At 38.3% G+C, this 14,588-nt stretch carries 16 protein-coding genes, 2 tRNA genes and 1 riboswitch; of the genes, 10 read left to right on the plus strand and 8 right to left on the minus strand.

What is annotated here, in order from left to right; all coding sequences use genetic code 11:
* Positions 1-7 precede the first annotated feature (7 nt).
* Positions 8-760, plus strand: coding sequence for a LytTR family DNA-binding domain-containing protein (locus I6F66_RS15460; protein WP_165741075.1), 753 nt, complete (start codon positions 8-10; stop codon positions 758-760).
* Positions 761-782: 22 nt separating this feature from the next.
* Here I6F66_RS15460 and I6F66_RS15465 read toward each other — a convergent pair whose 3' ends face one another.
* The 4 genes from I6F66_RS15465 to I6F66_RS15480 all read right to left on the minus strand — a co-directional run bounded on the left by I6F66_RS15465 (position 783) and on the right by I6F66_RS15480 (position 4,952).
* Entirely contained in the window at positions 783-1,181 is a 399-nt protein-coding gene (locus I6F66_RS15465) for a hypothetical protein (RefSeq protein WP_007579808.1), read from the minus strand.
* A 60-nt stretch (positions 1,182-1,241) separates the two neighbouring features.
* On the minus strand, positions 1,242-3,317 hold the full coding sequence (locus tag I6F66_RS15470) for a S9 family peptidase (RefSeq protein WP_197209465.1): 2,076 nt from the start codon (positions 3,315-3,317) through the stop codon (positions 1,242-1,244).
* A 141-nt stretch (positions 3,318-3,458) separates the two neighbouring features.
* A complete protein-coding gene (locus tag I6F66_RS15475) occupies positions 3,459-4,022 on the minus strand; it encodes a chitin-binding protein (RefSeq protein WP_197119983.1) in 564 nt (187 codons plus the stop codon).
* Between the two features lie 96 nt (positions 4,023-4,118).
* Positions 4,119-4,207, minus strand: a riboswitch (cyclic di-GMP riboswitch).
* 88 nt (positions 4,208-4,295) lie between these two features.
* Complete coding sequence (locus I6F66_RS15480; RefSeq protein ID WP_197142144.1) at positions 4,296-4,952, minus strand: cytochrome b/b6 domain-containing protein; 657 nt, start codon at positions 4,950-4,952, stop codon at positions 4,296-4,298.
* Positions 4,953-5,059: 107 nt separating this feature from the next.
* Here I6F66_RS15480 and I6F66_RS15485 point away from each other — a divergent pair, with 107 nt between their 5' ends.
* The 3 genes from I6F66_RS15485 (at position 5,060) to I6F66_RS15495 (ending at position 6,631) form a co-directional block, all read left to right on the plus strand.
* The gene (locus tag I6F66_RS15485) at positions 5,060-5,764 is read left to right on the plus strand and encodes an AzlC family ABC transporter permease (RefSeq protein ID WP_197209466.1); all 705 of its coding nucleotides are present in this window, start codon (positions 5,060-5,062) and stop codon (positions 5,762-5,764) included.
* Positions 5,761-6,060 (plus strand): AzlD domain-containing protein, encoded by a 300-nt coding sequence (locus tag I6F66_RS15490; protein ID WP_004335020.1) that lies wholly within the window; start codon positions 5,761-5,763, stop codon positions 6,058-6,060. The genes I6F66_RS15485 and I6F66_RS15490 overlap by 4 nt, the downstream gene beginning before the upstream one ends.
* Positions 6,061-6,133: 73 nt before the next feature.
* Entirely contained in the window at positions 6,134-6,631 is a 498-nt protein-coding gene (locus I6F66_RS15495) for a glutathione peroxidase (RefSeq protein ID WP_197209467.1), read from the plus strand.
* Between the two features lie 118 nt (positions 6,632-6,749).
* On the opposite strand, the gene I6F66_RS15500 is transcribed toward I6F66_RS15495, so the two are convergent.
* On the minus strand, positions 6,750-6,935 hold the full coding sequence (locus tag I6F66_RS15500; protein WP_007579801.1) for a PA3496 family putative envelope integrity protein: 186 nt from the start codon (positions 6,933-6,935) through the stop codon (positions 6,750-6,752).
* Positions 6,936-7,323: 388 nt separating this feature from the next.
* Here I6F66_RS15500 and I6F66_RS15505 point away from each other — a divergent pair, with 388 nt between their 5' ends.
* Complete coding sequence (locus I6F66_RS15505; RefSeq protein ID WP_007579800.1) at positions 7,324-8,118, plus strand: YggN family protein; 795 nt, start codon at positions 7,324-7,326, stop codon at positions 8,116-8,118.
* A 76-nt stretch (positions 8,119-8,194) separates the two neighbouring features.
* On the opposite strand, the gene I6F66_RS15510 is transcribed toward I6F66_RS15505, so the two are convergent.
* Positions 8,195-9,637, minus strand: a complete 1,443-nt coding sequence (locus I6F66_RS15510) for a PLP-dependent aminotransferase family protein (RefSeq protein WP_007579799.1) — start codon at positions 9,635-9,637, stop codon at positions 8,195-8,197.
* A 102-nt stretch (positions 9,638-9,739) separates the two neighbouring features.
* On the opposite strand from I6F66_RS15510, the gene I6F66_RS15515 reads away from it, so the two are divergent.
* The gene (locus tag I6F66_RS15515; protein ID WP_007579798.1) at positions 9,740-10,669 is read left to right on the plus strand and encodes a DMT family transporter; all 930 of its coding nucleotides are present in this window, start codon (positions 9,740-9,742) and stop codon (positions 10,667-10,669) included.
* Positions 10,670-10,706: 37 nt separating this feature from the next.
* Here I6F66_RS15515 and I6F66_RS15520 read toward each other — a convergent pair whose 3' ends face one another.
* On the minus strand, positions 10,707-11,576 hold the full coding sequence (locus tag I6F66_RS15520; protein WP_024593834.1) for a diacylglycerol kinase family protein: 870 nt from the start codon (positions 11,574-11,576) through the stop codon (positions 10,707-10,709).
* Positions 11,577-11,903: 327 nt separating this feature from the next.
* On the opposite strand from I6F66_RS15520, the gene I6F66_RS15525 reads away from it, so the two are divergent.
* The 4 genes from I6F66_RS15525 (at position 11,904) to I6F66_RS15540 (ending at position 13,480) form a co-directional block, all read left to right on the plus strand.
* On the plus strand, positions 11,904-12,044 hold the full coding sequence (locus I6F66_RS15525; protein ID WP_010554841.1) for a hypothetical protein: 141 nt from the start codon (positions 11,904-11,906) through the stop codon (positions 12,042-12,044).
* 219 nt (positions 12,045-12,263) lie between these two features.
* A tRNA-Ser gene (locus I6F66_RS15530) sits at positions 12,264-12,354 on the plus strand.
* Positions 12,355-12,406: 52 nt separating this feature from the next.
* Positions 12,407-12,499 (plus strand) — tRNA-Ser (locus tag I6F66_RS15535).
* Positions 12,500-12,991: 492 nt separating this feature from the next.
* On the plus strand, positions 12,992-13,480 hold the full coding sequence (locus I6F66_RS15540) for a DUF4124 domain-containing protein (RefSeq protein ID WP_007579794.1): 489 nt from the start codon (positions 12,992-12,994) through the stop codon (positions 13,478-13,480).
* Here I6F66_RS15540 and I6F66_RS15545 read toward each other — a convergent pair.
* Complete coding sequence (locus I6F66_RS15545) at positions 13,464-14,588, minus strand: aminotransferase class V-fold PLP-dependent enzyme (protein ID WP_197209468.1); 1,125 nt, start codon at positions 14,586-14,588, stop codon at positions 13,464-13,466. The genes I6F66_RS15540 and I6F66_RS15545 overlap by 17 nt on opposite strands.

A 14,588-nucleotide genomic window follows, 5' to 3' on the forward strand; every position in this document is an offset into this window, starting at 1 on the left:
TAAAATAATGGTCGCTTCTTTTCATGCATTAACTTTTGTTAGTAACACTAAGTTTGCAACATTTTTAACAAAGCGCGTGCAAGAGCACCGACACTTTGAATCTCAATCTTTTATTCAGGCAAACAGGTTAGATCAGATAGATACAGATCAATACAACGTACTGTTTTACGAACTAACTAATCTGGCTGACCCTATGCAAATAGTGCATTTAACGGAGCTCGCTAAAAAGCTTAAGTTAGTCATTATTGCCCAGTCGGGTCATTTTGCGAGTTTTGCTTTTGAAGTTGGCGCTGTTGATTTTTTAATAGTAGATTCAACTGCACCACGTATTGATAAATGCTTTGATAAACTGATTCACCTTTGCCCGATTGCAAGCGCGGCCGAGCGTAAATATCAACAAAGCACACAAACCGAAAAACCATCATCACATATCGTAGTTAAAGATGTAGGTAAGGTAAGGCTAATTGATATAAAAGATATTATTTGGATTAATGGTGCTGGCAATTATGTAGAGCTACATTTTACACAAGGTAGTACACCGGTATTACACCGCGAAACCATGAAAAATATTGAACAGCAGCTAGAGCCAGAAGGGTTTATTCGTATTCATCGCTCAACGCTGGTAAGAAAACAAGCTATCTGCGAACTGATGCCTACTGACAGTGGCGATTATAAAGTCAGACTTAAAAACGATATGTGCTTAAACCTTTCAAGGCGCTATAAAGGGTGTTTAGAGAGTATTATAAGCCCTCTTCAGTAGCGGTTTATAATACTCATATTAATTACCAGTTCTGTTTTATATAACTATCACTTGGATGCACTAATAAATAGCTTTCAGTATCTTTATAAAAATTAACTTCTACATCGCTATTTTTCCATACTTTTTCAAACATGTTTTTAGCTATGATATTAATGTTTATATAGTCAACTCGTTGATAGCCACGTTCTTTTACACCCGCAAAATAGGCCTCTAACGAATCAAGACTATCTAAAGTTAACAGTTCAAACTCTTTTAAGTTAACAATCACAAACTTAATTGTATTTTCAGGGTGAGTGCTCAATTCTTGAATAACACCATTAGTTAATGATGTTATACCTTCATTGTTAAAGCTCCCCTTCAATTTTAAATACATATGAGGGGGCTGTGAACAAATCTGAAATTCGCCATGTGCTCCAAACATAAATTACCTTATATATATCAACTTCTATATATAGAGTAATACAATTTTCCGATTTTGCAGTTAATTTAACAGCGCAATAAAAAAGGCCATTTCGAGGGCTTTTTCTTCTAAGCTTTTAAAACGACCTGATGCACCGCCATGACCTGCATCCATATCGGTTTTAAATACTAAAATATTACTGTCTGTTTTAAGTTCACGCATTTTTGCAACCCACTTCATAGGCTCCCAATACTGCACTTGTGAGTCATGAAGACCAGTAGTAACGAGTATGTTCGGGTAGTTTTGTGCGCTAATATTGTCATAAGGCGAGTAAGCTTCTATCACATCATAAAATTGAGGCTCATTTGGATTACCCCATTCATCGTATTCATTTGTTGTGAGTGGAATACTTTCATCAAGCATTGTGGTTAATACGTCTAAAAATGGTACATGACAGCCAACACCGCAATATAACTCTGGTGCCTGGTTTACAACCGCCCCCATTAATAGGCCACCGGCACTGCCGCCTGAGGCAAACACCTTATTGCTATCACAATAACCTTGATCAACAAGCGCTTTTGTCACATCAATAAAGTCACTAAAGCTATTTTGTTTATGCTCTTTTTTACCTTGCTCATACCATTCGCGGCCTAGCATTTCAGAGCCCCGAACATGCGCAATAACATAAACAAAGCCACGATCGAGTAAGCTCAGTGACGAACTAGAAAAGCTAGGATCAATCGTATAACCATAGGCGCCATAGCCGTATTGAAATAACGGATTTGTGCCATCTTTTTTAAAGCTGTCTTTTCGATAAACAACAGATACAGGTACTTTAACTCCGTCGCGAGCAGTTACCATTAATCGCTCTGACTGATAGTCATCGGCATTAAAACTACCTAGTACTTTTTGCTGTTTAAGCAGTGTTTTTTCGCCAGTTGCTAAATCAACATCATATAAAGAGCCTGGTGTTGTTAAACTTGAGTAATAAATACGCGCAGTCCGTGTGTCTGGCTCTGGGTTCATTGCTATTGCAGCATAATAACAAGGATCGGCAAACTCAAGTGCCATACGATTCCCTTGCCTATTAACAACTACGAATCGAGCTTGCCCTTGCTCGCGTTCACTCAATACTAAAAAGTCATTAAATAACTCTACACCTTCAAGCAGTACATTTTCTCTGTGAGCTGTATGCTCAAACCATTGTGTTTTATCAGCAATCGTTTCGTTTGTTGCTGTCATTAATCTAAAGTTTTTAGCTTGCCAGTTAGTCACAATATAAAATGTGTCACCTAGCTTATCTACGTCAAACTCGTGGCCATCTTCACGCGGCATTAATGCTTTAAATTCGTCAGTGGGCTTATTAGCATCAAGCACCCATGTATCGTTGGTCTCTGTCGATGCTAAATCAATAATAATTAAGCCTTCGTCGCGGCTTTTACCAAGCCCCATAAAAAAGCTGCTGTCTTGCTCTTCGTAAACCATTACATCTTGGCTTTGCTCGCTACCAAGCTCATGCCTAAATACTTGGTATCCTAATAACGTTTTTAAATCTTTTTTTACATAAAAAACTGTTTTGTTATCGTTCGCCCAAACAACTTGTCCTTCTGTATTTTCAAGTACGTCGGGTAGCATTTCATCTGCCGCTAAGCTTTTAAAGCGAACATTATAAATACGACGGCCTTCAGTATCTTCAGAGTAAGCCATAAGCTGCTCGCATGGGCTTAGTGCGACTTCTCCTAGCTCAAAAAACTCAAATCCCTCAGCTAATATATTCACATCGAGTAAAAGCTCTTTATTATCAGCCTTTATGCTCGTGCTTCTATAATGGCGAGAGTACTCATCATCACCACGAACTTCTGAGTGATACCAGTATTTCCCGTCTTTAACGGGTACCGAGTTATCGTCTTTTACAATGCGTGCTTTTAACTCTTCAAAAAGTGTATTTTGGAGTGGCTTCATTGCAGCTAACTGTTCATCGCAATATGCATTTTCAGCATGTAAATGTGCAAGTACTTGCTCATCCTGACGATCGTCATCACGCATCCAATAGTAATTATCAGTGCGTATTTTATTATGAGTACTTAATGTATGGGCTTGCTGTTTAGCAATCGGGAAATTAGGTAATAAACTTAAAGAGTAGTCAGGACGAGACACAACAAAACCAATTAAAAAAATAATGTGATTTGCAGTTTATCATAAAAATAAAAAAGCCCATCCAATAGTTGGATGGGCTAAAACGGTAAACGCTTCATTACTAAAACAGCTATACCTTTGGGAAGATAATTCACTTAAGCCTTATATTTGCTGCCAAGCCATAGCCCAACTTTGTCCAACACCGGGCTCGAACATAAACTTTTTATCGTCACTCGCGCGGCAAAACTCATTAAATGGCCAAGGCTTACATTGATAAACATGCCCTGTTTTTGGCTGCAATACCTTTGTACCCGCATTATAGTTTTCACAATTTTCAGGGTACACGTAATCATAAGTATCAAGGTTATTAACAACACGCTCATCGCATTTTGCAATACAATGAAAATCGACATGCGCTTTACATATCCCACTGCTTTGCAAAGCAAAAATTTCATTGTTTCTATAGGCAACAATTAAACCTTGTTCGGTCATTTTACCTGCGCTAACAAGGGGTACATGCACGTTAATATGCTCGGCAACTAAACGTGGCCATGCGTGAGGTTCACCTTGTTCAAGCGAGGTGATTTTGTAATCAAATGATAAACTAACTAGCTCTCCTTGCATGTCATAAAAGGTTACACTCACCACATCGCCAATAAACAATTGGGTATGATGATTTAAGCAACCTATTGTTGACCACTTTCCACAGGCCAACGACGTATGCATAAACACGGCAACACCTTAAGAGTTACAAAATCTTATCCATACACTATGGATACACAAAAAATACACTGAGGGCAAGTGATACATAACAACACGTTATGCAGTAGTCCCGCTACCATAGCTTTATAAAAAGCCTTAGACCGGAAACTTTGCGCCCTAATCTTTCGATTAGTTTGCCAGCAATGCGGCGATTATAATTCGGCCCCGCATAACAATCAAACAAAAGAATGTAACCAAAAACAAAAACCAACCCTTTAAGGTTGGTTTAATGTATTTTTAACTAAATAAATAAGTTAAAGGTTCTTTTGCCCACGTAAATATCAGCAACACCAATAAAGATATAAATATTAGCCACGCAGGCCAAGACGCTTTTGTTACTTTAGCCTCAGAGTCATCCGCTTTTAACTCTTTTGAGCCTGTGATCATCGCCTTAACTAGTGGCTTACCTTTTATTCTATAAACAATAATAGCTAATACATGTAAACCAATAGCATAAAGTAAAATGTCAAAATTCAGCTCATGTAGCCAATTTGCAAAATCAATCGTATTGCTAGACACATATTGAGCAAGCGGGCCGTCAGTTAAAATGCCATCACTACTCATTAACCCGGTAATAAGCTGCGTAATTATAATTATAAAAAATACCATTACCATACAACTGCCAGGTGCTGAATGACCTAGCGAGTCGCTTGGTGTCTTTAGTGCCTTTAAAATAGCACGAGGAGAGTGCAGCAACCCACTTAATCTCGCGGTTTTACTTCCGATAATGCCCCATATTAAACGCGTTACGATGAGTGCTAAAGTAAAGAACCCAGCAACAAAATGAAGCTCAATCATGCCCTCTTCAATACTAAAATAAAGCACCGCAATACTTACAACCAAAAACCAATGAAAGCATCTAATAAACCCATCCCACACTTTTAACGTCGTCATTGCGCCTATCCTTAAAAAAACAGTATTATCTAATTCGTTAACTACTTTAACATCATAATATTAAGGTATCCTTATGAGCCATTCTACAAGCCGTGCGAGTAAATATCATGCAACCAGTTAAAAAAGCTATTTTAAAAGGCTTTTTAGATATGCTACCACTGTGTTTAGCTGTTGTTCCTTGGGGCATTTTATGTGGTTCTTTAGCGATTCAAAATGGTTTTAGCGCCTTTGAAACCCAAGCAATGTCGTTATTAGTATTTGCAGGCTCCGCACAGCTTGTTGCAATTGAACTTATGGCGGGCAACACACCATTGCTAACAATTTTATTCACAACATTTATTATTAGCTCTCGGCACTTTTTATACGGTTTAGCTGTGCGTCATAAGGTCATTGATCAACCTATGCGTTGGCGCTTACCAGTAAGTTTTGTATTAACCGATGAGCTATTTGCATTTTCTCACCATAGAAAAGCATACAGAACAAAAACACGTTTAATATACGCATTGAGCGCTGGTTTTAGCTTTTATATTGCATGGAATATTTGGACGTTAATTGGCATTGTAGCAGGCACAATGCTACCCGACTTAACTAATTTAGGGCTCGACTTTGCTATTGCTGCCACGTTTATAGCTTTGGTTATTCCGGGCATTAAAAATTTGGCCTCACTCGTTACGGTAATTGTAGCAGGCATTGGCGCAACGCTTTTAAAAAGCACAGGATTTGAGTTATGGCTTGTTTGCTCAGCGCTGCTGGCAATGGCCGCAGGTTACAGCACAGCAAGACTAACCACTAAAAAGGAAGTAACGCCATGATGACGACTATTTTACTCATGGCGTGCATTACATTTTTTACGCGTTATTTGTTTTTACACCGTGCTTTACCGTTTAAAGTAGGCCCTAAAATGCAGCAATTTTTAAGCTTTAGCGCACCTGCAGTGCTTACAGCAATTTGGGTGCCTATCGTGTTTTTGAATGAAGATGGCATTAACTTAAACTGGCAAAACCCTTATTTAAGCGCAGCAATAGTCGCCATTATTGTTGCCTACAAAACACATAATATTTATTACACTACGCTTGCCGGTATGGGGCTATTTCTAATTTTAAATTAGTGCGATCTTTATACTTTATGAAATACTGCACTCAGGTTAAAATGCGGCTAACAACAATAAAAAAGACGCCAATATGCACGAATTTCATCAATTAAGCGCAACAAGCTTACAGGGTCAACCGATCAACTTTAATGATTTTGAAGGGAAGGTTGTGCTTATTGTTAATACCGCAAGTAAATGTGGATTTACCTACCAATACGAGTCACTGCAAGCTTTGCACAATAAGTATGCCAGCCAAGGTTTAATTATTCTGGGATTTCCGTGCAATCAATTTGGTCAACAAGAACCCGGAGACGCAACACAAATAGAGCAAGGGTGCTTAATTAATTTTGGTGTGAGCTTTTTAATGGCGGCCAAAGTAGATGTAAACGGTGAGCATGCACATCCTGTATTTCGTCACTTGAAATCAGCTTTACCTGGTTTTTTAACACGTAAAATAAAGTGGAATTTTACTAAATTTTTAATTGCCGCAGATGGTACACCAATTAAACGTTATGCACCTTTTACTAAACCCGAAAAGCTAGAACTTACAATTCAAAAAGTATTAGCACAGGCTAAAAGTACGCTTTGAAAAGTAATAAAGAGGCGCAAGGCCTCTTTATTGCCAATACTATTGAAACTTAAACATACGCATAACTGCACATTTAAACTCTCAATATTAATTGGTATTTTATTTATACTAGTGAAATTTAATCGGTGTAATCGCTTAAATCGTCTTCGCCTAGATTTTTACGCAAGCGTTTTTGCTCAAGGTAGTCTTCCAACTTCTTTTTAACCTTTTGCTTGTTCTTATCGTGTTGATTACGTCCGAGCATTTCGTACTCGTCTTCAACAAAATCGTCATCTAGCGCATCGTAACTAAATGTCTTACCCACAACCCACTCCATAAAGTGTTTGAGACCAACCAAGGATTTTATTATCGCAATAGCCGGTAAAATTAAAAATGTTTAATGCCAAAGTGCTCTGCAAATTAACATCAAAATAAAGCCACGCGACTACTGTAAATAGTCTTCATGTCAGTAATGTGAATAAATAGCGCTAAATTTGAATTGAGGAAAGTGAGAGTTTTTTATCGTATCGATAAATAAAATTTATTAATTTTTATTAGTTAGCCAATTTGACTAAAAAATAGCTATTTATTAATTATTTTGACTTGCTAAAAAATAAAGAAAAACACTTAATCAATTGTTTTTTATAAAAAAATAAAACTGGCATCAAACTTGTTATTAATTAATCGTCATCAACAAAAAGTAGAGAACAAACATGAAAAAATTACTATTAGTTAGCGCATTAATTTGTACGCCAGCCGCTATGGCTCATAACGACAACGATTCTGCAATTTCATTTAGTAACGATGAATGTAACGTCGAATTTAAAAACGATGTACGTATTAAACCAAACGAATTAGAAATTTTTACAGCCAATAATAAAACTATGCAATTTAATACCCATGGTGACTTAACCGTAAATGGCGAGCTTGTAGCGCTTAATAGCTCACAACGCGAAGCACTGAATAAGTACTCTGACAGCTTACGCACTCAATTACCTGAAGTAGCTAATATAGCGTTAGAGGGTGTTAAAATTGCCGGTGTGGCATTAGAAGAAGTAGGCAATGCATTTAATATTGACGGTCTTGATAATATGTCTGAGCTTATGGACGACATTAAAATTGAGGTAGAAAATACATTTTACCAGCAAGGTACATTTGTAATGGGCCAACAAAGTTTTAATCAATTTGGCGAAAACTTTGAACAACAATTTGAGCAGCAGATAGAAACAGCGGTTGAATCAGCAGTAATGCAATCAATGGGCAGTATTTTAGTGGCTTTAGGTTCTGAGTTACTTGGTTCAGGCGGCGATATGGATGCCTTTGAACAACGCATGGAAAATATGGGTGCACAAATAGAAGAAAAAGTAGAGCTACATGCAAGCGCACTTGAAGAGAGAGCTAACTCTTTATGTGAAAACTTTGCTGATATTGCAAAACAAGAAGAGCAATTAGTAATGCAAGTGCCAGAGCTTAAAGGTTACCAGTTATTTAGCTTTAAACACAATTAGTACAGCAAACGTTATTTAACATCCCTTTGGCAGCACTTAAGTTTACTTAAATGCTGCTTTTTTGTGTTTCCCAAACTTACTTTTTAGCTAATAAAGTGAGCTTACCCAGAGTAATAATTGCTTGCTCTATCTGCTCGCTCCACGGCACACCATAACTTAACCTTACGCAGCTTTTATACTTATTAGAGGCTGAAAAAATAAGCCCAGGGGTAATACTAATACCAACCTCAAGAGCAAGTAAAAATAATTTTTGGCTATCGTATTCGCCTCCCAAATCTAGCCACATTACACAGCCTCCTTTTGGATCGCTTATACGTGTATTTTTTGGCATAGCTTGTTGTAAACACCATCGCATACGCTCTTTGTTATCGCGCAGGCGCTGCCTGAGTACCTTTAAGTTACGGTCGTACTCGCCGCTGGCAATAAATTCTGATAACGCCCATTGGTTTATTAACGAAGCGGAGCAACTTAGTGCTCGTTTATATCGCCGCGCTTGTGTTGCAAATTTACCGGCAACGACCCAACCCACACGATAGCTAGGCGCTGCGGTTTTAGAAAAAGATGAGCAACTGATCACTAATCCTTTTTTAGAGTACGCTAAAGCAGGTGTGCCTCGTTTTGCCGTAAAATATAAATCGCCGTATACGTCATCTTCAATAAGCACTACGTCGTGGCTTTCGAGTAACTCCACCAGCTGCTGCCTGTTTGTATCTGGCATAAAGCTGCCTACAGGGTTGCTAATTGCTGTCGAGAATAAACACGCTTTTATGTCATGCTCATTCAAAGCGCGCTCCAAATCACTTAACCAAATGCCATTATCTGGGCACAGTGGTATTTCGAGCGCTTTAAGCCCTAAGCTTTCTATTAGCTCTATAATCCCGTGATAACAAGGTGTCTCAATAGCCACTACATCGCCTGGCTTTGTTACACACTTAAGCGCAATAGCCATGGCCTCTTGCGCACCATTGGTGATCACAAGCTCGTCCATATCAATGCCAATACCAAAATCTAAATAGCGATGCACTAATTGCTTTTTCAGCGGTACAAACCCATCTGTTGGGCCATAGTTTATGGCTTTACTGCCCGCAATTGTCATTACGCGGCGCATGTTTCTGGCGAGTGCTTTATCGGTAGGTGCTGCGGCAATTGGGTTAGCTATACCAAAAGGGACTACGTTCGCTTGATGAATCGCGCTGTACACCTGCTCTATTAAGGCTTGTTTATTTACCACAACAGGTTCGCGACTTAATTTAACTCGCTTAGGTAAATTATGCGCCATGCTAACGACTTTTAAAAAATATCCTGATTTTTCACGCGCCTCTACCAACCCTTGATCTTCAAGTGACTGGTAAGCCTGTTTTACAGTGGGGATACTTATGCTTAAGTTATCTGCCATTTTACGCAGTGATGGAAGTTTTTCGCCGGGGAGTAAAACTTGTTGAGCGCTCATATCTCTAATCAACTGAATAACTTGCTGATATAAAAACTCATGCCCTTGGCTATTTTTTTGTCTTATCATCACACACCAAATCTGTATAGGTTACATTTTTACTTTTCTGTATATGGTAAGTATACAGATAGATCTTAAAATAGCCATTCAACCGGGCTTTGGAGACTAACCATGAAAAGTGCAGCGCTATACATTACAACCGTTTTAATTTGGGGCTCAACTTGGTTAGCCATAGAGTTTCAGTTAGGTGATATTGCGGTAGAGTTATCGTTATTTTATCGCTTTGCTATTGCAGCGCTTTTAATGTGGTTATATGTAGCGTACAAAAAACCCGACATGCGATTTAAGTTACTGGATCATGGCTTTTTTGTTTTATTAGCCATTTGTAATTTTGGATTAAATTATTTAATGCTTTACTGGGCACAAAATCACCTTACCTCAGCCATGACCTCTATTGCCTTTTCAATGCTGCTGGTTATGAACATAGTCAATACTCGGTTATTTTTTGGTAAGCCAATCTCAAAACGAATTTATACAGGTGCTGTACTCGCTGTATTAGGTATTACGTGTCTGTTTTGGCCACAGTTACAGCAGTTCGACTTGAGTAATGGTGCATTGGTCGGGTTACTACTTGCCCTTGGTGGCACCTTTGTGGCTTCATTAGGAAATATGGTAAGCGTTCGTAATTCTCGTAAACAAATTGGTGTATTGCAAGGCAATGCATGGGGCATGTTATACAGCGCTATAGGCTTGGCTTTATATGTATTAATGAACGATGTGCAATTTAGTTTAAACGCTCCACCAAGTTACTGGCTATCACTACTTTATCTATCAATATTTGGCACTGTAATCGCTTTTGGTTGCTACTTTGCTCTACTTAGAAATATAGGCCCTGAAAAAGCCAGCTACGTTATTGTTTTATTCCCACTAGTGGCAGTAACACTGAGTAGCTTTTTTGAAGGCTTTGAATGGCACGCAAATACCTTTGCAGGATTTAGCCTAGTGCTATTAGGTAACGCCATTGTGCTTACCCCAACAAAACGAATTAACGCCTTTTTAGCTAATAGAGCAATGGCTAAAAGTGGCTCCGTCCCCAGTTAGACGCGTTATTAACGCAACTAACGTAAAAGCGCCTACCCTACTGTAGGCGCTTTTTTATTGGCATATGAAAAAGTAAAGCCTGCCCATGTACACTAATAACGGCAGGAGTTTTATCTACCAGTTCACCATCTGCTTCAATCAATAACCCTTCAGTTTTTATGGAAGCTGTATTTAAGCGACTGTAGTTAAGGTTTTTTATATGCTGATGGCGCTTAAAAAACAACTTCATAAAGCTTATTACGTTATAAAAAAGCCCACCCGATCGCATTTGATAACACTCAAGCAGCCCATCAGTTAAATCTGCTTTTGGCGCTATTTCTAGACCACCACCAAAGTACTTATGATTAGCAAATACGGTAATTAAATTTTTATACTGCCTAACATCGTTATTAAACGTACCTTGTAACTGCTGAGCTTGATAATAAAATAGCTCCTTAATGCTCGTCCAACTGTAATCAAAAGATGAAAAACTAGCTTTAGCATTAATCGCTTTAACTACATGAGCATCAAACCCTACCCCTGCAATATTAATAAAATAGCGACTATTAATTTTTCCTACATCAATTGCTGTCGGTGTATTAAATAATGCCTTTCGCCAATCATCTTCTTTGCAACTAAACCCTCTCGAGAAATCATTACCTGTACCGCAAGGCAATAATGCTAACGTACAGCTACTCCCTATTAACGCATTAACCGCCAAGCTCAATGTACCGTCTCCGCCAAGTACAACTACTTTGGTAAATTTACTGAGTAGCAACCTTATTTGAGCGCAGTCATTGTTAAAGTTTCCTGTTGTAGTAAACATACAATAAGAAAAACTGCGTTTTTTACAGATGCTTTTAAGCCACATTAGTGATTTTTCATTCTGTTTTTTTGTACTTGGTTTAATAATTATTAGTAGTGACAAGCTTTTGTTTCCAACAATGTATTTGAGAACGAATAAAAAAGAGTTTAATTGAGTTTTTTTAATCTGAATAACTAGTCAAAAAAGGTTGTGTAAAATGCATATAAATAAATAAAAACACACACAAATACCAGTATTGGTGAGAGTAACGCCGATTTTATTTTAACTATTTATGCAAAAACCATAATAAAAAACACTGAACCGCACGTTAATAAAATAAATAAGGATTAGTTTAACTAATCCGTCAGGCTCAATTTTTATCGTTGTCTTTTTAATCAAACAACGTGCAAAATGCACGCGATTTCAACATATACAACCCGGAGCAAAATAATGAAACCAATTAACACATTAAATCAAACAGCAGCAGCTCAAGTAGCAGTTAAACCAACTAACCGTAAAGCAAGAATGTTAGCTAGACTTAACACTATTGGTAAAAGACTAGCACTTAGCGGCGCAGCTCAATATAAATAATCACCCAACCATGATTATTTTTCGGTGCAGCGAACACTCAACCACTAAATGAAGTCACTTATTTAGCTCCCCCTTGTTTGCTGCAACCTATTTATTTTATTAAAAATTGCCTTAATTTCCCCTTATTTACAAAAAAAACCTCATTTACGTACGTTTTTTAGGCAAACAGTCATTTTGCTATTTACACAGCGGTATCACCTAAGTATTATTCTGCGTCACGGAGAGATGGCAGAGTGGTCGAATGCACCGGTCTTGAAAACCGGCATGGGTTTATAGCCCATCTAGGGTTCAAATCCCTATCTCTCCACCATATTTTAATTGGTGGTTTTTTTTACTTCCATCAATACAAACGGTTATGCGTTGGAGAGGTGTCCGAGTGGCCGAAGGAGCTCCCCTGCTAAGGGAGTATAGAGTTTGTAGCTCTATCGAGGGTTCGAATCCCTCCCTCTCCACCATACTTAATTTAAACCACTTAGTTGTGGTTTTTTTGTGCCTAAATTTTAACACCAGTACAAAATAGGGAGGGTGAGAACCCTCGACTGGGTTCGACAAAATGTCTGGAACATTTTGGGCCGCTGCAAGCGTCGCGCAGCGATTGATTACATGGATGTAAGTAAGTCTATCCCTCCCTCTCCACCATACTTAATTTAAACCACTTGATTGTGGTTTTTTTGTGCCTAAAATTTAACACCAATACTAAATTGGGAGGGTGAGAACCCTCGACAGGGTTCGACAAAATGTCTGGAACATTTTGGGCCGCTGCAAGCGTCGCGCAGCGATTGATTACATGCAAGCAAGCAAGTCTATCCCTCCCTCTGGACCATACTTAATTTAAACCACTTAATTGTGGTTTTTTTGTGCCTAAAATTTATAAAAACTAAACAAATTGTGCCTAGTAATAACTTAGGGCATTATTAACACAACTTTAGCCACTTTTAGGTTTAGCTATGATCCGGTTCATATTGCTATCAGTTTGCGCGGCAGCACCATTTTTTACCTTGGCACAAAGTACAACAGTGTATAAGTGTGTAATTAAGGGCGTTCCTACCTTTAGCCAAACGCCTTGCGCTAAAGATGCACAAGTTATTACTCTTAAAGATATAAACGTAATTGAAGCATACAAAAGCTCTACGCCCGGTAAAGGTATTACCGACACCTCTGTGGATGACTACTTAGAAGTTCAACAAATAGAACGAGAAATAAAGCGTCTTGAGCTATCTATTGCACAAAGCCAAAAAGAATACGCAGCTAAAAAACAGCAGATAGATTACATGACTCAAGATAAAGCCAATCGTTTAGGCGCTTCGTCTATTGCTGATGCTATCGCAACTAAAACAAATTCGTTAAAGCAAGCTTACGACGCATCAATTAATCAAACGCAGCAAAAAATAGAGTCATTAAAACAAAGAAAGCAGCAGCTTAGCCAAAACCCTTAAGCGCTCGTTTTACTATCGAGATAAACTGCGCAACGTCTTCTTGAGTATTATAAATATGTGGCGATACTCGTATCCCAAATTTACGGGCATCTACACTGACTTTCGCTTTATTAAGCTCTGTAAGTACATGGTCTTGCTGCTTGTTAAAAAACAAAATAACTGTCCCGCTGCATTTATCACTACTCATAGGTGATGCAACATATTTGCCTAGTTGCTCATGAATAAGCGTAAGCATAGCTAAATTATGATCCCTTACCTTGTGAGCAGTTAGCTCTGCAAAGTAAGCAATGCTATTTGCGGCAATAATATAAGGTGCTACAGAGGGAGTACCACCCCAAAACTTGAGCGCACTGGCGTTATATTCAAAATGGTTAATATCGAACTCAAATGGATTTTGATGCGAGAACCACCCCACATCTTTAGGCTCGCAATACTCTATTTGATTTTTGTTAACCCATAAATAAGCTGCACCTGGGCCACCACATAACCATTTAACGCTCGAGCCAATCATAAAGTCAGCATCGAGTATGCTTAAATCAAGCGGTATAACACCCGCTGACTGAGCAACATCAACTATTGATAAACTATTGGTTAATTTACTTATAGCTACAATATCGTACACAGGCGCCTGTACACCTGTATTTGAATACACATGGCTTATAAAAACTAAATCGATATCACAAGTTATATAACGCTGCCAAACACTAATATCACTTAAATCTTCGTGCTCAGGTATAAACATAATTTGTGCGCACTCTGGTAATGCTTTTTGCATTGCAAAACCCATGCTCGGAAAATCACTTTGTGCCATTAGCACTTTACAATTTTTTTGCTGTAGCCGTGGATGCGACATAAGCAACTTTGTTAAGCCACTTGATAAATTAACCTGAGGACAAAACTGCGAACTAGGCGCATTAAATAACTTACCAAGCGCGGTAGTAAATTGCTCAACTGCGGGCAGCCATTGTTGCCAAGGTTCTTTATTTGAGCTCTCCCATGGTAAAAAATAATGCTGATCTAAATATTGCTGTGTATTTTTAAGAGGACGCCCTACCGAGTGGTTTAATAAATAACAGCCATCGGCCATACAAAAATCATTTTTAAGCAT

It is taken from the genome of Pseudoalteromonas sp. NZS100_1, from assembly GCF_015864285.1.
In the GTDB taxonomy this organism is placed as follows: domain Bacteria; phylum Pseudomonadota; class Gammaproteobacteria; order Enterobacterales; family Alteromonadaceae; genus Pseudoalteromonas; species Pseudoalteromonas arctica.

Excerpts from the sequence above, each read along its gene's own strand:
- I6F66_RS15460 (WP_165741075.1), top strand. The coding sequence starts at position 8 with ATGGTCGCTTCTTTTCATGCATTAACTTTTGTTAGTAACACTAAGTTT.
- I6F66_RS15465 (WP_007579808.1), bottom strand. The coding sequence starts at position 1,181 with ATGTTTGGAGCACATGGCGAATTTCAGATTTGTTCACAGCCCCCTCAT.
- I6F66_RS15475 (WP_197119983.1), bottom strand. The coding sequence starts at position 4,022 with ATGCATACGTCGTTGGCCTGTGGAAAGTGGTCAACAATAGGTTGCTTA.
- I6F66_RS15480 (WP_197142144.1), bottom strand. The coding sequence starts at position 4,952 with ATGACGACGTTAAAAGTGTGGGATGGGTTTATTAGATGCTTTCATTGG.
- I6F66_RS15485 (WP_197209466.1), top strand. The coding sequence starts at position 5,060 with ATGCAACCAGTTAAAAAAGCTATTTTAAAAGGCTTTTTAGATATGCTA.
- I6F66_RS15490 (WP_004335020.1), top strand. The coding sequence starts at position 5,761 with ATGATGACGACTATTTTACTCATGGCGTGCATTACATTTTTTACGCGT.
- I6F66_RS15495 (WP_197209467.1), top strand. The coding sequence starts at position 6,134 with ATGCACGAATTTCATCAATTAAGCGCAACAAGCTTACAGGGTCAACCG.
- I6F66_RS15505 (WP_007579800.1), top strand. The coding sequence starts at position 7,324 with ATGAAAAAATTACTATTAGTTAGCGCATTAATTTGTACGCCAGCCGCT.
- I6F66_RS15510 (WP_007579799.1), bottom strand. The coding sequence starts at position 9,637 with ATGATAAGACAAAAAAATAGCCAAGGGCATGAGTTTTTATATCAGCAA.
- I6F66_RS15515 (WP_007579798.1), top strand. The coding sequence starts at position 9,740 with ATGAAAAGTGCAGCGCTATACATTACAACCGTTTTAATTTGGGGCTCA.
- I6F66_RS15525 (WP_010554841.1), top strand. The coding sequence starts at position 11,904 with ATGAAACCAATTAACACATTAAATCAAACAGCAGCAGCTCAAGTAGCA.
- I6F66_RS15540 (WP_007579794.1), top strand. The coding sequence starts at position 12,992 with ATGATCCGGTTCATATTGCTATCAGTTTGCGCGGCAGCACCATTTTTT.
- I6F66_RS15545 (WP_197209468.1), bottom strand. The coding sequence starts at position 14,588 with ATGCTTAAAAATGATTTTTGTATGGCCGATGGCTGTTATTTATTAAAC.